Below are 14,887 nucleotides of genomic sequence, written 5' to 3'. Positions count from 1 at the left end.
GTCCAACGCTAACGGATGGTATCCGGGGCGTCGCCGTCGAGCATGCGCCGCGCAATGATCACGCGCATGATTTCATTGCTGCCTTCGAGGATCTGGTGCACGCGCACGTCGCGCAGCAGGCGCTCCAGAGGGTACTCGCGGATATAGCCGTAGCCGCCGTGCAGTTGCAACGCCTCGTTGCACACGGCAAAGCCCGCGTCGGTGGCGAAACGCTTGGCCATGGCGCAATAGGTGCTGGCGTCGCGCGCACCCGCGTCGAGCTTGCTCGCCGCCAGGCGCACCATCTGGCGCGCGGCGACCAGTTCGGTGGCCATGTCGGCGAGCCTGAACTGCAGCGCCTGAAAGTGCGCGATCGGCTGGCCGAACTGGCAGCGCTCGTGCATGTGCTGCCGGGCGGCTTCGAGCGCACCCTGCGCCGCGCCGACCGAGCAAGCGGCAATATTGATGCGCCCGCCGTCCAGCCCCTGCATGGCGATCTTGAAGCCTTCGCCCACGCGGCCGAGCAGGTGGTCAGCGGGGATGCGCACGCCGTCGAAGCGGATGCTGCGCGTGGGCTGGCTGTTCCAGCCCATCTTGTGCTCCTTTTTCCCATAGCTGATTCCCGCGGCGTCGGCCGGAACCACGAACGCGCTGATTCCGCCCGCGCCCGAGTCTGCGCCGCCGGTGCGCGCCATGAGCAGCAGCACGTCGGTGCTGCCCGCGCCCGAGATGAAGGCCTTGCTGCCATCGATGTGGTATTCGTCGCGCACCCGTTCGGCCCGGGTCTTGAGCGCCGCGGCGTCCGATCCCGCACCGGGTTCGGTCAGGCAGTACGAGGCCAGCTTTTCGCCCGCGCTCAGCAGCGGACCCCAGTGCTCGCGCACGGCGGGCGTGGCCCAGGTGCCGAGCATCCAGGTTGCCATGTTGTGGATGCTGATGAAGGCGCTGGTCGACGGATCGACGGCCGCCAGTTCCTCGAACACCAGCGTGGCGTCGAGCCGGGGCAGCGCCAGACCGCCCGCAGCCTCGGGAGCGTACAGGCCGCAGAAACCGAGCTTTCCGGCCTGGGCAATCGCCTCCCTGGGGAAAATGGCCTCGGCGTCCCAGCGTGCGGCGTGGGGCGCGAATTCAGCCCGGGCAAAGGCGCGCGCGCTCCGGGCAAAGGCGCTTTGTTCTTCTGTGAGGTCAAAGTTCATGCGAGAGTCTCGGGGTATGGCGCGCGCACCATCACTTCATGCGGACAGACCGAAGCCGCCGATCCATCCGGCGGTGCGCGATGCGCTCGACGAGCAGGGCCTTGCTCGTCGAGCCCGGCTACACACGCCGGGCTCACGGCGCAGCAGGCGGCCCGCCTGCGTGCGGTGGCCACGCCGACGGCATGAAGTCTTCGAGCGCCAGGCCCTTTTGCGCAAGCAATTCCTCCAGCACGGGCTGCAGGCGACCCAGGCTTTCGTGCACCGCCTCGCGCACGGTATCCACCAGCACCTGCGTGCTGCGTTCGATCTCGATGTTCAACCGGTCGCCGGCGCGCTTGTGCTCGAACACCGTGGCGCGGCGCGTCTCGGGAATCAGCCACACCTCGAACCAGCCTTCGGCGCGGTTCACCTCGGACAGCGTGAGGCTCGCGCCATGGACGGCGATGTAGCCCCGGGCAAAAAGGTATTTGCAAAACGCGGGCGGCACGGCCACGCGCCACACCAGATTGCCCTCGGCCGCGCGCACCCCGGCGAGCGTGGCCGCACAGTCGATGTGCCCCGACAGCGGGTGCCCGCCGATCTCCGCGCCGTCCCTGGCAGCGCGCTCCACGTTCACGCGCTCGCCCGGCGCGTAATCGCCCAGCGTGGTCAGGTTCAGGCTCTGCTGCATCACGTCGAACGCGGCCGCGGTCGGCGAGGGCCGCCCGGTGACCGTGAGGCACACGCCATCGACCGACACGCTCGCGCCGATGCCCAGGTCCTCGCAGAAGCCCGCGGGGAATTCCAGGAGCAGGCTGCGCAGCCCCGCGCGCGCGTGGACTGCGGCGATGGCGGCGGTGGCCTGGACGATGCCTGTGAACATGGCGGCATTCTGCCATCCGCCGCTCACCCGGCCGGCCCCGCGACGGCTGCGTCTACACTGCCGTGGCTGCAAGCAGCGCCATCCGTGCACGCGAGCGATTGCGCAGTGCCCTTGCATGAACGCCACCCATGACCCCATGCTTCTCGAAACCATTTCTCACCCTTCGATCGACATCGACCTGCTCTATGCCAGCGCCGACAACCTGACCCGGCGGCCCATCTACCAGCGCACGGTCGCCTTGCTGCATCCGCATGCATTGCAGGCCCTGCTGCGCGCCGCTGCGCTCGCCGCAGCGCAGAACCTGCGGCTGCGCGTGTTTGACGCCTACCGCCCGGTGGCGGCCCAATGGCTGTTGTGGAAGGTGCTACCCGACCCGAACTTCGTTGCCGACCCACGCCAGGGCCCGATGCACAGCCGGGGCGTGGCGGTTGACCTGACGTTGGCCAACAGCGCGGGCGAGCCGCTGGACATGGGCACCGACTTTGACGACATGACGGCGCAGTCCGGCCACGGCCGCATCGACGTGCCGATCGTGGCCCAGCGCAACCGCGCGCTATTGCTCGGCCTGATGGTGGCCAGCGGCTTTGCGCACAACCCGAAGGAGTGGTGGCACTACAACCTGCCGCACTGGCGCGACTACCCGCCGCTCAGCGACGAGGTAGAGGGGCTGCGGCTCATGAACTTTCAAGCCGCCGGTGCCGATTCCTTGCTTCCTTCCAGAGAGCGGTGAGCACCCGCACGGGTGTCCTGACCCGCAAATGGCAGCACGAAAGGAAACGCAAGCAGTTCGCGTCATGTTCCGACAAGGTAAGATGCGCGCCCATTCATTCCACGAGATCACTCCCCCGGCCGCTGAGGCTGGCCGTACGCACCGGTACGGGATGGCCCCCCGTCATGACCAAGAAAATCACCACCCGGATCCAGATGGACGCACCTGTGAATGACGTATGGGCCGTACTCGCGGATTTTGCAAATTACCCTTCCTGGAATCCGTTTATCGTCGAGATTTCCGGGCAGTGCACGCTGGGTGCGTCCTTGCGCATTGCGGTGACCTTGCAGCCCCCCAAACGCCAAACCTTTGAAGCGACACTGCTCACCCTGGTCCCCGCGCAATCGCTGGCATGGCGTGGGTCCTGGAAAGGCAGCACATGGCTTTTCTGTGGCCTGCACCAGTTCGACCTTCGGTCCTTGCCGAATGCAAGAACCGAACTGACGCATAGCGAGACTTTCTCCGGTCTCTTGTCGGCACCCATATTCCACAGCATTCGGCATGACACCGAGCGTGGCTTTGGTGCCATGAATGCAGCGCTCGAGCGGCGTCTTTGTGCATCCTCCACATAAAGCAGCAGAGGGGATGCGCGCCATGCTTGTTGCCGGGCCTGGCGCACGCGCCCCATTGGCAAGGAAAGAATGACTCCCATGATTCGGATCACGCTCCCCGATGGCGCGCAGCGCGAATTTCCGGGCCCCGTGACGGTGACCGAGGTGGCGGCATCCATCGGCCCGGGTCTGGCCAAGGCCGCCCTGGCCGGCAAGATTGGCGACAGGCTGGTGGACACCAGCCACCAGATCACGGCGGACAGCCCGCTGTCCATCATCACGGCCCGGGACGCCGAAGGGCTGGAACTGATCCGCCACTCCACGGCCCACCTGCTGGCCTACGCCGTCAAGGAGTTGTTCCCCGAAGCGCAGGTGACCGTCGGTCCGGTGATCGAAAACGGCTTCTTCTACGACTTTGCGTACCAGCGCCCCTTCACGCCCGAAGACTTGGCGGCGATCGAGAAGCGCATGCAGGAACTGGCCGCAAGGGACGAGCCCGTCGTGCGCCGCGTGCTGCCGCGCGACGAGGCCGTGGCCTACTTCAAGGGCCTGGGCGAGCACTACAAGGCCGAGATCATTGCCGCAATCCCCGGCGGCGAAGAACTGAGCCTGTACCGCGAAGGCCATTTCGAAGACCTGTGCCGCGGCCCGCATGTGCCCAGCACGGGCCGGCTGAAATTCTTCAAGCTCATGAAGGTGGCGGGCGCCTACTGGCGCGGCGACCACCGCAACGAGATGCTGCAGCGCATCTATGGCACGGCCTGGGCGAGCCGGGAGGAACTGCAGGAATACCTCCGCGTGCTCGAAGAGGCCGAGAAGCGCGACCACCGCAGGCTGGGCCGCGAGCTGGGCCTGTTCCACCTGGACGAGCACTCGCCGGGCACCGTGTTCTGGCACCCCAAGGGCTGGGCCCTGTGGCAGGAGGTGGAGCAGTACATGCGCCGCGTGTACCGCGACAACGGCTACCAGGAGGTCAAGGGCCCGCAGATCCTGGACCAGAGCCTGTGGGAGAAAACAGGCCACTGGGACAAGTACCGCGACAACATGTTCACGACCGAATCGGAAAAGCGCGCCTACGCGCTCAAGCCGATGAACTGCCCCGGCCACATCCTGATTTACAAGCAGGGGATCAAGAGCTACCGCGATCTGCCGCTGCGCTACGGCGAGTTCGGCGCCTGCCACCGCAACGAGCCCACGGGTGGCCTGCACGGCATCATGCGCGTGCGCGGTTTCACGCAGGACGATGGCCATATCTTCTGCACGCAGGAGCAGGTGCTCCAGGAGTGCGCCAACTACACGGCCCTGGTGCAAAAGGTCTACAAGGACTTCGGTTTTACCGACATCATCTACAAGCTGGCGACGCGGCCCGATGCGCGCATCGGCACGGACGAATCCTGGGACCTGGCCGAGAAGGCGCTGATGGACGGCCTGCGCCATTCGGGCTGCGCGTTCGAGATCGCTGCAGGCGAGGGCGCGTTCTACGGCCCGAAGATCGAATACACGCTCAAGGACGCGCTGGGCCGCCAATGGCAGTGCGGGACGCTACAGATCGACCCGAACCTGCCCGAGCGCCTGGACGCGCAGTACGTGGCCGAGGACGGCAGCCGCAAGCGCCCGCTGATGCTGCACCGCGCCACCGTGGGCAGCATGGAACGCTTCATCGGCATGCTCATCGAGCACTACGCGGGCGCCCTCCCCGTCTGGCTTGCGCCGGTGCAGTTGGCGCTGCTCAACATCACCGACGCGCAGGCCGACTACTGTCGCGAAATTGCCGCAAAGCTGCAAAAAATGCTGCCGGGTCAAGACCTCAGGGTTGCGCTCGATCTACGAAACGAGAAGATCACCTATAAAATACGCGAGCACTCGTTGCAAAAGCTGCCGTACATCCTCGTCGCAGGCGACAAGGAAAAGGCCGCAGGCGCTGTCGCAGTGCGTGGCCGGGGCAACCGTGACCTCGGCGTGATGTCCGTTGAAGCTTTCGCCGAACTGATCGCCCAGGACATCGCCACCAAAGTCTGATTCTGGTATGCATGAATTCTTTGGCGCCAGCCATGCACGCGTTTGTAGCTACATAATTTGTAGCATTTGAATTAAAGGAAGATAGTCATCGCTACTGAATTTCGTGATCGTCGCCACCGCGAAGAGCGCAAGCACCGCCTGAACCGGGAAATCCTGGCTCCGGAGGTCCGCCTCTCCGGGCCGGAAAACGAGCCTCTGGGCGTCGTGAGCCTGACGGAAGCCCTGCGCATGGCGGGTGAGTTGGACGTGGATCTGGTGGAAATCGCTGCCACGGCGAAACCCCCGGTGTGCCGCCTGATGGACTATGGCAAGTTCAAGTACCAGGAACAAAAGCGGGCGGCCGAGGCCAAGGCCAAGCAGACGGTCATCGAAATCAAGGAAGTCAAATTCCGCCCCGGTACCGATGATGGCGACTACAACATCAAGATGCGCAACATCCGCCGCTTCTTGGCCGATGGCGACAAGTGCAAGATCACGCTGCGCTTCCGGGGACGTGAAATCACGCACCAGGAACTGGGCTTGGCCCTGCTGAATCGTATCCGCGACGATCTGGCTGACAGCATCATCATCGAGCAGTTTCCCAAGTTGGAAGGCCGCCAGATGATCATGATGATTGCCCCGGGCAAGAAAAAGCCGGCGGCTGCCAAACCGGCTTCGGAAGCCGCTTCCGCAACGGGCGCTACGGCCTGACGGCCGAATCCGGGAGTATTCGGGAATCTGAGAGAATGCGCGCGCCGCGCCCGCAAGGCGCTGGTGTTCGCAGGCGCTGCCACGGCGGCGCCGAACGAAGGGCGAAAGCCACTTCGACAAAAGTGGCTCGGGGCCAACAAGTTTGCAGATCGGTTTGCAAACGCCTCACGAGCACAATGAACAGGAGCAGTCACATGCCCAAAATGAAAACCAAGAGCAGCGCGAAGAAGCGCTTCCGTGTTCGTCCCGGTGGTACCGTCAAGCGCGCCCAAGCCTTCAAACGCCACATCCTGACCAAGAAGAGCACCAAGAACAAGCGCCACCTGCGGGGTTCGGTTGCCGTGCATGGGGCCGACATGGGCTCCATTGCACAGATGCTGCCGGGCGCCGGACTTTGACAACCGACGAACAAGGAGTACTCACATGCCTCGCGTCAAACGTGGTGTAACGGCCCGTGCCCGTCACAAGAAAGTTCTCGCCCTTGCCAAGGGTTTCCGTGGTCGCCGCGGCAATGTCTTCCGGATCGCCAAACAGGCGGTCATGAAGGCCGGGCAGTACGCCTACCGCGACCGCCGCACCAAGAAGCGCGTATTCCGCCAACTGTGGATTGCCCGCATCAACGCCGCCGCCCGGGAACTGGGCCTGACCTACAGCCAGTTCGCTGACGGCCTGAAGAAGGCCTCGATCGAGATCGACCGCAAGATGCTCGCCGACCTCGCGGTGCACGACAGGGCGGCCTTTGGCAGCATCGTGGAGCAGGTCAAGGCCAGGCTGGCGGCTTGAGTGTTCACGACCGGTGACCTGGTGTCCTGCCGCGCGAAGATCGGCACATGACGCGGGGCAGAACACTGGTTCGCTTGCCGCGCAGACAAACAACGAGGGTCAGGGCTTGTGAAAAGGCGCTGGCCCTCGTGCATTTTCAAGAGTTGCCATGAATGAGTTGGATTCCCTGGTCGAGAGCGCGGTGCAACGCTTTGCCCAAAGTGCCACCCCGGCCGATCTGGAAAACGCCAAGGCGCAGTTTCTGGGCCGTTCGGGCCGCGTGACCGAGCTCATGAAGGGCCTGGCGCAGCTTGGCGTGGAGGAAAAGAAAGCCCGCGGCGCGGCCATCAATGCGGCCAAGCAGGCCGTCGAGGCGGCCCTGAACGCACGCCGCCAAGCCCTGGCCGACGCCGAACTGCAGGCGCAACTCGAGGCCGAAGCGCTGGACGTGAGCCTGCCGGGCCGCCAGCGCGGACCGGGGGGGCTGCACCCGGTGTCGCTGACGCTCGAGCGCATCCAGGGCATCTTCGGCTCCATGGGTTTCGACGTCGCCGAAGGTCCCGAGATCGAGACCGACTGGTTCAACTTCAGCGCGCTGAACACGCCCGAGGACCATCCCGCGCGCTCCATGCACGACACCTTCTACGTCGAGGGCGGCAGCGCCGGCGCGCCCAACCTGCTGCGCACGCACACCAGCCCCATGCAGATCCGCCACGCGCTGCAGCATGTGAAGAAGCACCGGGCGGCGCTCGATGCAGGCCAGTCCATCCCCGAGATCCGGGTGATCGCCCCGGGCCGCACCTACCGCGTTGACAGCGACGCCACGCACTCGCCCATGTTCCACCAATGCGAAGGCCTGTGGATTGGCGAGAACGTGAGCTTCAAGGACCTGAAGGTCGTCTTCACCGACTTCTGCCGCACGTTCTTCGAGCACGAAGACCTGGTGCTGCGCTTTCGCCCCAGTTTCTTCCCGTTCACCGAGCCCAGCGCCGAGATCGACATCCGCTTCCAGACCGGGCCGCTCGCGGGCCGCTGGCTGGAGGTGGCCGGATCGGGCCAGGTGCATCCCAACGTGGTGCGCAACATGGGACTCGACCCCGAGAAGCACATCGGCTTTGCCTTTGGCATGGGACCAGACCGCCTGAGCATGCTGCGCTATGGCGTCAACGACCTGCGCCTGTTCTTTGACGGCGACATCCGCTTCCTGTCGCAGTTCCAGTAAAGCCGATACCGCAGATTCCTTCCGCGGGGCGCGCTCCCGGTGGCCGCGCCCCGCTACCCACCAGAGTCCGAGCATGCAATTTCCTGAATCCTGGTTGCGCACGTTCTGCAACCCGCCCCTGACGACGGCCGAATTGGCCGAAACGCTGACCATGGCCGGCCTCGAGGTGGAGGAACTGCGCCCCGTGGCGCCGCCTTTCAGCAAGGTCGTGGTGGGCGAGATCCGGCAGGCCGTGCGCCACCCCGACGCCGACCGCCTGCGCCTGTGCCAGGTTGACGTGGGGCAGGCGGCCTTGCTCGACGTCGTGTGCGGCGCGCCGAACGCCCGCGCGGGAATCAAGGTGCCTTGCGCCCTGGTGGGCGCCGAACTGCCGCCCGGTGAGGGCGGCAAGCCCATTCTGATTCGGGTAAGCGAACTGCGCGGCGTGCAAAGCCAGGGCATGCTGTGCTCGGCCCGCGAACTCGGGCTATCGCAAGAGCACGGCGGTTTGCTCGAACTCGACGCCGGCGCCCCCCCGGGCCAGGACATCCGCGTGCACCTGGACCTGGACGACACCCTGTTCACCCTGAAGCTCACGCCCAATCTCGCGCATTGCCTGAGCGTCCATGGCGTTGCGCGCGAACTTTCGGCATTCACCGGCGCGCCGTTGCAGCAGCCCCCGTTTCCCGCAGTCGCAGCCGGGCTCAGCGACACGCTGCGCGTGAAGGTCAGCGCCAGCGACCTGTGCGGGCGCTTTTCCGGCCGCATCGTGCGCAACGTGAACGCCCGCGCCCGCACACCGCAGTGGATGCTCGAGCGCCTGGCGCGCTGCGGTCAGCGCGGCGTAGCGCCGTTGGTGGACATCTCCAACTACGTGATGTTCGAACTCGGACGCCCCTCGCATATTTTTGACCTCGACAAGATCCACGGCGGCCTGGACGTGCGCTGGGGCCGGCCCGGCGAGCAACTCGAATTGCTCGATGGCCGCCGCGTCACGCTGGACGACAAGGTGGGGGTGATCGCCGACGCGCAGCAGGTCGAATCGCTGGCCGGAATCATGGGCGGCGCCGCCACGGCGGTGTCGGAGGATACGCGCAACATCTACATCGAGGCCGCGTTCTGGTGGCCCAAGGCGCTGGCCGGGCGCTCGCGCCGCTTCCACTTCGCGACCGAAGCCGGCCACCGCTTCGAACGCGGCGTCGATCCGAGCCTGACCGTGGAGCATATCGAGCGCATCACGCAGTTGGTCATCGACATCTGCGCAACGCCGCAGACCGTCTGCGGACCCGTTGACGACCAGATCCTGAATCTGCCCGTGCCACAGCCCGTAACGCTGCGCGTGGCGCGCGCCGCGAAGGTCATCGGCATGCCGCTCACGCAGTCGCAATGCGCCGACGCGCTGCAGCGCCTGGGCCTGCCCGTGGTGCCGGGCGAGGGCTGCCTCACGGTCACGCCGCCCGCGTACCGCTTTGACATCGCGATCGAGGAAGACCTGATCGAGGAAGTGGCACGCACGCTCGGCTACGACAAGCTGCCCGACACGCCCCCCCTGGCACCGATCACGCCCCGGCCTGCGACCGAGACCCGGCGCAGCCCATTTGCCGTGCGCCGCGCGCTGGCGGGCCTGGGCTATCAGGAAACGATCAACTTCAGCTTCGTGCAGGAACGCTGGGAGCATGAACTCGCCGCGAATACCCAGCCCATCAAACTGCTCAACCCCATCGCCAGCCAAATGGGCGTGATGCGCTCGACCCTGCTCGGTTCGCTGCTGCAGGTACTCCAGTTCAACCTGGACCGCCGCAGCGAGCGCGTGCGCGTGTTCGAACTGGGCCGCGTGTTCCTGCGCGACGCCAGCGTGCGCGCCAGCGACAGCACCGTGGAAGGCATTCACCAGCCCATGCGCGTCGCCGCCCTGGCCTACGGCCCGAACGATGCGCTGCAATGGGGGCGCAAGGAGCAGGCCGTCGATTTCTTCGACGTGAAGGGCGACGTCGAGGCGTTGTTGGCCCCGCTGCAAGCCGATTTTGAGCCGGCCAGCCACCCCGCCATGCACCCCGGCCGCTGCGCGCGCGTGCTGCTGCACGGGGACACCATCGGTTTTCTCGGTGAACTGCATCCCCGGTGGCGCCAGTCGTGGGAACTGCCGCAGGCTCCGGTGCTGTTCGAACTGGCGCTCGACGCCGTGCAGCAGCGCGTGCTGCCCCGGTTCCAGCCCGTGCCCAGGCAGCAGGCGGTGGAGCGCGATCTGGCCGTGGTGGTCGCCGAGCGCGTGACGCACGCCGAGATCATGGCCGCGGCGCAGCAGGCCGTACCCGGCACCATGCTGCGCGCGGCCGTGCTGTTTGATCTGTACCGCCCGAAGGCCCGGCGTGCGGGCGAAGAAACGCCCGCAGGTGGCTTGGCAGCAGGTGAGAAAAGCCTGGCCCTGCGCCTGACCCTGGGGCACGACGAGGCCCCGCTGACCGAGGCGCAAATCGATGCCGCAGTGCAGGCGGTGGTGGCCCGGCTGGCCCAGTGCACGGGTGCCAGGCTGCGTGTCTGATGGTGTTTTCAAAAGGAGTGAAGCCATGCTCGAATTGGCAGTCGAAAGCCTGGAGACCCCGGCGCTGACCAAGGCGCAACTGGCCGGCCTGCTGTTCGAGCAGATCGGCCTGAACAAGCGCGAATCCAAGGACATGATCGACGCGTTCTTCGCGCTGATCACGCACAGCTTGGCGCAGGGCCAGGACGTCAAACTGACGGGCTTTGGCAATTTTCAGACCCGCGCCAAGCTCCCCCGTCCGGGGCGCAATCTGCACACCGGCGAGGCGATTTCGATCTGCGCACGCCGGGTGGTGACGTTTCATGCCAGCAGCAAACTCAAGGAACAGATCCAGATCGCGACCGCCACGTGAATGCATTGCGTAGCCCCGTGCGTCTGCGGTACGCTTGCCGGTTTTTTCTGCTTGACTTGCTGAATCCAGCACCCCATGGACACACCCTTTCCCTCGATCCCGGCCAAGCGCTACTTCACGATTGGTGAGGTGGCGCAGCTGTGCGGCGTCAAGCCCCATGTCCTGCGTTACTGGGAGCAGGAGTTCACCCAACTGCGCCCCATGAAGCGCCGTGGCAACCGGCGCTACTACCAGCACCATGAAGTGCTCATGATTCGCCGCATCCGGAACCTGCTGTACGAGCAGGGCTTCACCATCAACGGGGCGCGCAATCGCCTGCAAGAGCAGGAGCCCGACGGGTTCGATGCCGCGGCGCCCGATGCGCAAGCACCCGGAACGCCGGAGGAGAGTCTGTGCGCGCCAGGCACCGATGCCCAGGGTGGCCCGCTGGACGCGGATGCAGTGCGCAAGGAGTTATTTGAAATTCGTGCACTGTTGGATCCGGACGGGGGATTTTTCTGCCTATAATCCACCCTCTTTCGGCGTGTAGCGCAGCCTGGTAGCGCACTTGCATGGGGTGCAAGGGGTCGCGAGTTCGAATCCCGCCACGCCGACCATTGATCTTTGATTCCCGCCGCAGCGCTCCGGCTCATGCACGGTAGCGCCTCCGGCTCAATCTCGGGAATCCCGGGGTTGGAAGCCGATTTCCAGCGCAGGGGGAACCCGCCCATCCACATCACGCGGTAGCGTCTCGGTCTTGTCGAGCGCGCGCAGCACGGCCTCGTCCCAGGCCTTGTTGCCGCTGGACTGAATCAGGCGCTTGCCCACGATGCTGCCCTCGGGGGCGGCCCGCACCTCAACCACCGCGCGCGGGTTTCCCGAGAGCGCGTCGGGGTACACGATGTTCGACTTGACCTTGGCGGCCACCTTATCGCCATAGCTGCCCGAAGGCCCCGCGCTGCGCTGGGCACTGCCGGTGGTGCCCGCCGCCATGCCCTGAATGCGGCGCAGGTTGGCTTCGCGCAGTTCGGCCAGCTGTCTGGCCTCCGCCTCGGCCTTGCGCCGGTCCTCGACGAGTTTCTTTTGCTTGTCCTGCTCGGCCTTTTTTTGCTCGGCAAGCTGCTGCTCGCGCTGCGCTTTTTGCTGACGCTCTTCCTGCTCCAGGCGGTTGCGCCGCTCTTCCTCCTTGCGTTTGCGCTCCTGTTCCAAGCGCTTTTTCTCGCGTTCGATGGCCATGTCGGCCACGCGGGTGTCGGGCTCTTCCTCGGCACGCGGCGGCGGAGGGGGGGCGTAACCGGTTGCGGCTGCGGCGGTGGCGTGACCGGCTGCGGTGCAGGTGCGGCGCCGTGTTCGGGCACGACGGCCCACAGCTGCGCCTCCACCGCAGGCGTGTCAGCGCTGTTCTTCCAATGCACCCCCCAGGTCAGTGCGCCGATCAACACCGCGTGGACCAGCACCGCGAGCACGATGGCGCGCAGGCGCGCAGGCGCGCGGGGCGGGGCAAATTGGTCGTGGTCGTCGTGCGCGTGCATGGGCGTCTGATTCACGCGGGGCGGGTTCGGTTCAGACACCTTGTCTGACGGACAGACCGACGCGCTGCACGCCCGCCTGGTGCAGCGCGTCCAGGGCCTGGACCACCGTTTCGTAGGGCACGCCCTTGTCGGCGCTGATGAGCACCGCGCCGTCCTGCCCCCGGCTTTTTTGCCAGCGGAGCGCTGCGTCACCGATTTCACGCCGGCTCAGGCTGACGCTGGCCTCGGGCGTCTTGAACTGGAGCGAGCCGTCCTTCTGGACAATGACCTGCGCCATCACCCGGGGCAGGTCTTGGCTCTTCTTGCGCACGCGGGGCAGGTCGATCGTTCCCGGCGTGAGCATGGGCGCCGTCACCATGAAGATGATGAGCAGCACCAGCATCACGTCGATGAACGGCACCATGTTGATTTCGTTGATCGTGCGGCGACTGCGCGACGCCGTGGTGGACATGGTCCGCATACGGGTTCCTTCAGAGTCAGTGGTGTGCGGGCTGCGCGCCCAGATTGCGCTGCAAGATGTTGGAGAACTCCTCGATGAAGGTCTCCTGGTGCGTGGCCACGCGGTCGATGTCACGCGCAAAGCGGTTGTACGCAATCACGGCCGGGATCGCGGAAAACAGGCCGAGGGCCGTGGCCACCAGCGCCTCGGCAATCCCGGGGGCCACGGTGGCCAGCGTCACCTGCTCCATTCCGGCCAGGCCCGTGAAGGCGTGCATGATGCCCCAAACCGTGCCAAACAGACCCACATACGGAGACACCGAGCCCACGGAGGCGAGGAACGACAGGCTGGATTCGACCATGTCCATCTCGCGCTGGAAGCTCGCGCGCATGGCGCGGCGCGTGCCGTCAAGCAGGGTTCCCGAGTCCATGATGCGGCGCTCGCGCAGCTTCTGGTACTCGCGCATTCCGCTGGCAAAGATGCGTTCCATGGGGCCGATCCGTGCGGCGTTTCGGGCGGCGCCGGCGTACAGCTCATTGAGGCTGGTGCCGGACCAAAATTCGCGCTCGAAATCTTCGTTCAGCGCCTTCACGCGCTTCAAGGAAAACAGCTTGCGGAAAATCGCCGCCCAGCTGGCGACGGATACGCCCAGCAGCAGCAGCATGACGAGTTGCACCACCCAGCTGGCGTGCAGCACCAGAGAGACGATGGACATGTTTGGGGAGTTCATGGAAGAGTCGTTGCGGAAGGGTCTTGGAATTTTTGCGCAGCGCAGCATTGTCAACGATGCCCGGCCCCTGTTCTGCAGGGCGGCGATAACCGCAGGTAGCACCGTCCAGGCCGGCCGGTGGCTGCGCTGACCGCACATCGGCTACGACAGGCCGGCCGCTGCTTGAGTTCCCGCAAGCGCTGTCAGCCCGAGTCCGAAGAACACAGACGCAAAGAATTTGCGACCAATCGGCGGCCCCCATTATCGGATGCCGTCGCAGCATCCGGCATGCAGGTCCGCGTGGCGGTATGCCCGATGCCCGCATGGGTCATGGTCGCATAGGATGAGGTGCCCGAGTCCGGCCGACGTTGTTCGGTCAGAACCCGATCTGAGCCCATCCGGGCCCCTGCCCTCCCGCGCAGCACGCCAATCGACTACCGGGCTACCGCGCGCCATTCTTGTTGGAATGAATCCCGATGACCGAAGCCGCCGTCCTGCTCGATTGCTCCGAGGGCATTGCCCAAATCACCCTGAACTGCCCCCGGACGCGCAACGCCCTGAGCCAGCAGATGCGCGAGGAACTGGCCGCAGCGATTGCCCGGGTGCGCGACGCCGACACCGTGCACGCCGTGCTGCTCAGCGGCGCGGGGAGCGCTTTCTGCTCCGGCGGCGACATTACCCAGATGCTCGACGCCACGCAGGGCGGCATGGCCTGGCGCGAGCGCATCCGGCAACTGCACCGCTGGCTCCCCGAACTGATGAATATGGAAAAACCCGTCATTGCCGCCGTTGACGGTCCGGCCTTTGGCGCCGGGTTCAGCCTGGCGCTGGCCGCTGATTTCATTCTGGCCACGCCACGCGCGCGCTTTTGCGCCGTGTTCGGTCGCATCGGGCTCGTCCCCGACCTCGGCGCCATGCAGTTGCTGCCGCGCATCGTGGGCCTGCAGCGCGCGAAGGAACTGGTGTTCACCGCGCGCACCATGGCGGCCGAGGAAGCGCGTGCGCTGGGCATCGTGTACGACATCGTCCCCGAGGCGCAGTTGCAAACCCGGGCGCGCGCGCTCGCTGCGCGCTTTGCCGACGCCTCCACGGCGGCCCTGGGAATGGCCAAGTCAATCATGAACCAGGCTTTCCAGCTTGACGCCCACGCCATGGCCGAGATGGAGGCCTACGCCCAGACGGTGGCCCACAGCACCGACTACCACCAGCAGGCCGTGGCCCGGTTCCAGGCCCGCGAACCCCTGCGCTTTGACTGGGATCGCCAGGGCTGAATGCCGCGCCCAAGCACCCGTGCGGCGGCCACCC

Annotated in this window: 15 protein-coding genes, 1 tRNA gene and 1 pseudogene; 12 read left to right on the top strand and 5 right to left on the bottom strand. The window is 65.9% G+C overall.

Features of this window, described 5'->3' with window-relative positions:
• Nucleotides 1–8 precede the first annotated feature (8 nt).
• Together VTU_RS0107055 and VTU_RS0107050 are read right to left on the bottom strand one after the other, a co-directional pair.
• Entirely contained in the window at nt 9–1,175 is a 1,167-nt protein-coding gene (locus VTU_RS0107055) for an acyl-CoA dehydrogenase family protein (RefSeq protein ID WP_010102699.1), read from the bottom strand.
• A 133-nt stretch (nt 1,176–1,308) separates the two neighbouring features.
• Entirely contained in the window at nt 1,309–2,037 is a 729-nt protein-coding gene (locus VTU_RS0107050) for a riboflavin synthase (RefSeq protein WP_010102697.1), read from the bottom strand.
• A 136-nt stretch (nt 2,038–2,173) separates the two neighbouring features.
• On the opposite strand from VTU_RS0107050, the gene ddpX reads away from it, so the two are divergent.
• From ddpX to VTU_RS0106995, 11 genes are all read left to right on the top strand, one after another.
• Nucleotides 2,174–2,767: a D-alanyl-D-alanine dipeptidase gene (gene ddpX / locus VTU_RS0107045; RefSeq protein ID WP_138927814.1), complete on the top strand. Its 594-nt coding sequence runs from the start codon at nt 2,174–2,176 to the stop codon at nt 2,765–2,767.
• Nucleotides 2,768–2,931: 164 nt separating this feature from the next.
• Nucleotides 2,932–3,378: an SRPBCC domain-containing protein gene (locus VTU_RS0107040; protein WP_010102692.1), complete on the top strand. Its 447-nt coding sequence runs from the start codon at nt 2,932–2,934 to the stop codon at nt 3,376–3,378.
• A gap of 78 nt (nt 3,379–3,456) precedes the next feature.
• Nucleotides 3,457–5,376 carry a threonine--tRNA ligase gene (gene thrS, locus VTU_RS0107035; RefSeq protein WP_010102691.1) on the top strand — a complete coding sequence of 640 codons (1,920 nt, stop codon included), beginning with the start codon at nt 3,457–3,459 and terminating at the stop codon, nt 5,374–5,376.
• Between the two features lie 87 nt (nt 5,377–5,463).
• Entirely contained in the window at nt 5,464–6,066 is a 603-nt protein-coding gene (gene infC, locus VTU_RS0107030) for a translation initiation factor IF-3 (protein ID WP_169315374.1), read from the top strand.
• A gap of 194 nt (nt 6,067–6,260) precedes the next feature.
• Entirely contained in the window at nt 6,261–6,464 is a 204-nt protein-coding gene (rpmI, locus tag VTU_RS0107025) for a 50S ribosomal protein L35 (RefSeq protein WP_010102687.1), read from the top strand.
• Nucleotides 6,465–6,489: 25 nt separating this feature from the next.
• The gene (gene rplT, locus VTU_RS0107020; protein WP_010102685.1) at nt 6,490–6,849 is read left to right on the top strand and encodes a 50S ribosomal protein L20; all 360 of its coding nucleotides are present in this window, start codon (nt 6,490–6,492) and stop codon (nt 6,847–6,849) included.
• Nucleotides 6,850–6,997: 148 nt separating this feature from the next.
• Nucleotides 6,998–8,050 carry a phenylalanine--tRNA ligase subunit alpha gene (pheS, locus tag VTU_RS0107015; protein WP_010102683.1) on the top strand — a complete coding sequence of 351 codons (1,053 nt, stop codon included), beginning with the start codon at nt 6,998–7,000 and terminating at the stop codon, nt 8,048–8,050.
• A gap of 73 nt (nt 8,051–8,123) precedes the next feature.
• Nucleotides 8,124–10,571 carry a phenylalanine--tRNA ligase subunit beta gene (gene pheT / locus VTU_RS0107010; protein WP_010102681.1) on the top strand — a complete coding sequence of 816 codons (2,448 nt, stop codon included), beginning with the start codon at nt 8,124–8,126 and terminating at the stop codon, nt 10,569–10,571.
• 25 nt (nt 10,572–10,596) lie between these two features.
• The gene (locus tag VTU_RS0107005; RefSeq protein WP_010102677.1) at nt 10,597–10,923 is read left to right on the top strand and encodes an integration host factor subunit alpha; all 327 of its coding nucleotides are present in this window, start codon (nt 10,597–10,599) and stop codon (nt 10,921–10,923) included.
• 75 nt (nt 10,924–10,998) lie between these two features.
• Nucleotides 10,999–11,430, top strand: coding sequence for a MerR family transcriptional regulator (locus VTU_RS0107000; protein ID WP_010102676.1), 432 nt, complete (start codon nt 10,999–11,001; stop codon nt 11,428–11,430).
• Nucleotides 11,431–11,442: 12 nt separating this feature from the next.
• Nucleotides 11,443–11,519, top strand: a tRNA-Pro gene (locus VTU_RS0106995).
• A gap of 55 nt (nt 11,520–11,574) precedes the next feature.
• On the opposite strand, the pseudogene VTU_RS26405 reads toward VTU_RS0106995, so the two are convergent.
• From VTU_RS26405 to tolQ, 3 genes and pseudogenes are all read right to left on the bottom strand, one after another.
• Nucleotides 11,575–12,434, bottom strand: a pseudogene (locus VTU_RS26405) (TonB C-terminal domain-containing protein).
• Between the two features lie 31 nt (nt 12,435–12,465).
• On the bottom strand, nt 12,466–12,894 hold the full coding sequence (locus VTU_RS0106985) for a biopolymer transporter ExbD (RefSeq protein ID WP_010102674.1): 429 nt from the start codon (nt 12,892–12,894) through the stop codon (nt 12,466–12,468).
• Nucleotides 12,895–12,910: 16 nt separating this feature from the next.
• The gene (tolQ, locus tag VTU_RS0106980) at nt 12,911–13,603 is read right to left on the bottom strand and encodes a protein TolQ (protein WP_029554171.1); all 693 of its coding nucleotides are present in this window, start codon (nt 13,601–13,603) and stop codon (nt 12,911–12,913) included.
• A gap of 455 nt (nt 13,604–14,058) precedes the next feature.
• Between tolQ and VTU_RS0106975 the strand changes: the two genes are divergently transcribed.
• Entirely contained in the window at nt 14,059–14,853 is a 795-nt protein-coding gene (locus VTU_RS0106975) for an enoyl-CoA hydratase/isomerase family protein (protein ID WP_010102670.1), read from the top strand.
• Nucleotides 14,854–14,887 lie beyond the last annotated feature (34 nt).

It is taken from the genome of Verminephrobacter aporrectodeae subsp. tuberculatae At4 (genome assembly GCF_000193225.1).
GTDB classification, from domain to species: domain Bacteria; phylum Pseudomonadota; class Gammaproteobacteria; order Burkholderiales; family Burkholderiaceae_C; genus Acidovorax; species Acidovorax aporrectodeae.
The sequence above is the reverse complement of the archived record's forward strand: the minus strand, read 5'-3'. Positions and strand labels throughout refer to the sequence as shown.

What these genes read in the sequence shown, in the direction of transcription:
- VTU_RS0107055 (WP_010102699.1), bottom strand. Translation starts at nt 1,175, where the DNA reads ATGAACTTTGACCTCACAGAAGAACAAAGCGCCTTTGCCCGGAGCGCG.
- VTU_RS0107050 (WP_010102697.1), bottom strand. Translation starts at nt 2,037, where the DNA reads ATGTTCACAGGCATCGTCCAGGCCACCGCCGCCATCGCCGCAGTCCAC.
- ddpX (WP_138927814.1), top strand. Translation starts at nt 2,174, where the DNA reads ATGCTTCTCGAAACCATTTCTCACCCTTCGATCGACATCGACCTGCTC.
- VTU_RS0107040 (WP_010102692.1), top strand. Translation starts at nt 2,932, where the DNA reads ATGACCAAGAAAATCACCACCCGGATCCAGATGGACGCACCTGTGAAT.
- thrS (WP_010102691.1), top strand. Translation starts at nt 3,457, where the DNA reads ATGATTCGGATCACGCTCCCCGATGGCGCGCAGCGCGAATTTCCGGGC.
- rpmI (WP_010102687.1), top strand. Translation starts at nt 6,261, where the DNA reads ATGCCCAAAATGAAAACCAAGAGCAGCGCGAAGAAGCGCTTCCGTGTT.
- rplT (WP_010102685.1), top strand. Translation starts at nt 6,490, where the DNA reads ATGCCTCGCGTCAAACGTGGTGTAACGGCCCGTGCCCGTCACAAGAAA.
- pheS (WP_010102683.1), top strand. Translation starts at nt 6,998, where the DNA reads ATGAATGAGTTGGATTCCCTGGTCGAGAGCGCGGTGCAACGCTTTGCC.
- pheT (WP_010102681.1), top strand. Translation starts at nt 8,124, where the DNA reads ATGCAATTTCCTGAATCCTGGTTGCGCACGTTCTGCAACCCGCCCCTG.
- VTU_RS0107005 (WP_010102677.1), top strand. Translation starts at nt 10,597, where the DNA reads ATGCTCGAATTGGCAGTCGAAAGCCTGGAGACCCCGGCGCTGACCAAG.
- VTU_RS0107000 (WP_010102676.1), top strand. Translation starts at nt 10,999, where the DNA reads ATGGACACACCCTTTCCCTCGATCCCGGCCAAGCGCTACTTCACGATT.
- VTU_RS0106985 (WP_010102674.1), bottom strand. Translation starts at nt 12,894, where the DNA reads ATGCGGACCATGTCCACCACGGCGTCGCGCAGTCGCCGCACGATCAAC.
- tolQ (WP_029554171.1), bottom strand. Translation starts at nt 13,603, where the DNA reads ATGAACTCCCCAAACATGTCCATCGTCTCTCTGGTGCTGCACGCCAGC.
- VTU_RS0106975 (WP_010102670.1), top strand. Translation starts at nt 14,059, where the DNA reads ATGACCGAAGCCGCCGTCCTGCTCGATTGCTCCGAGGGCATTGCCCAA.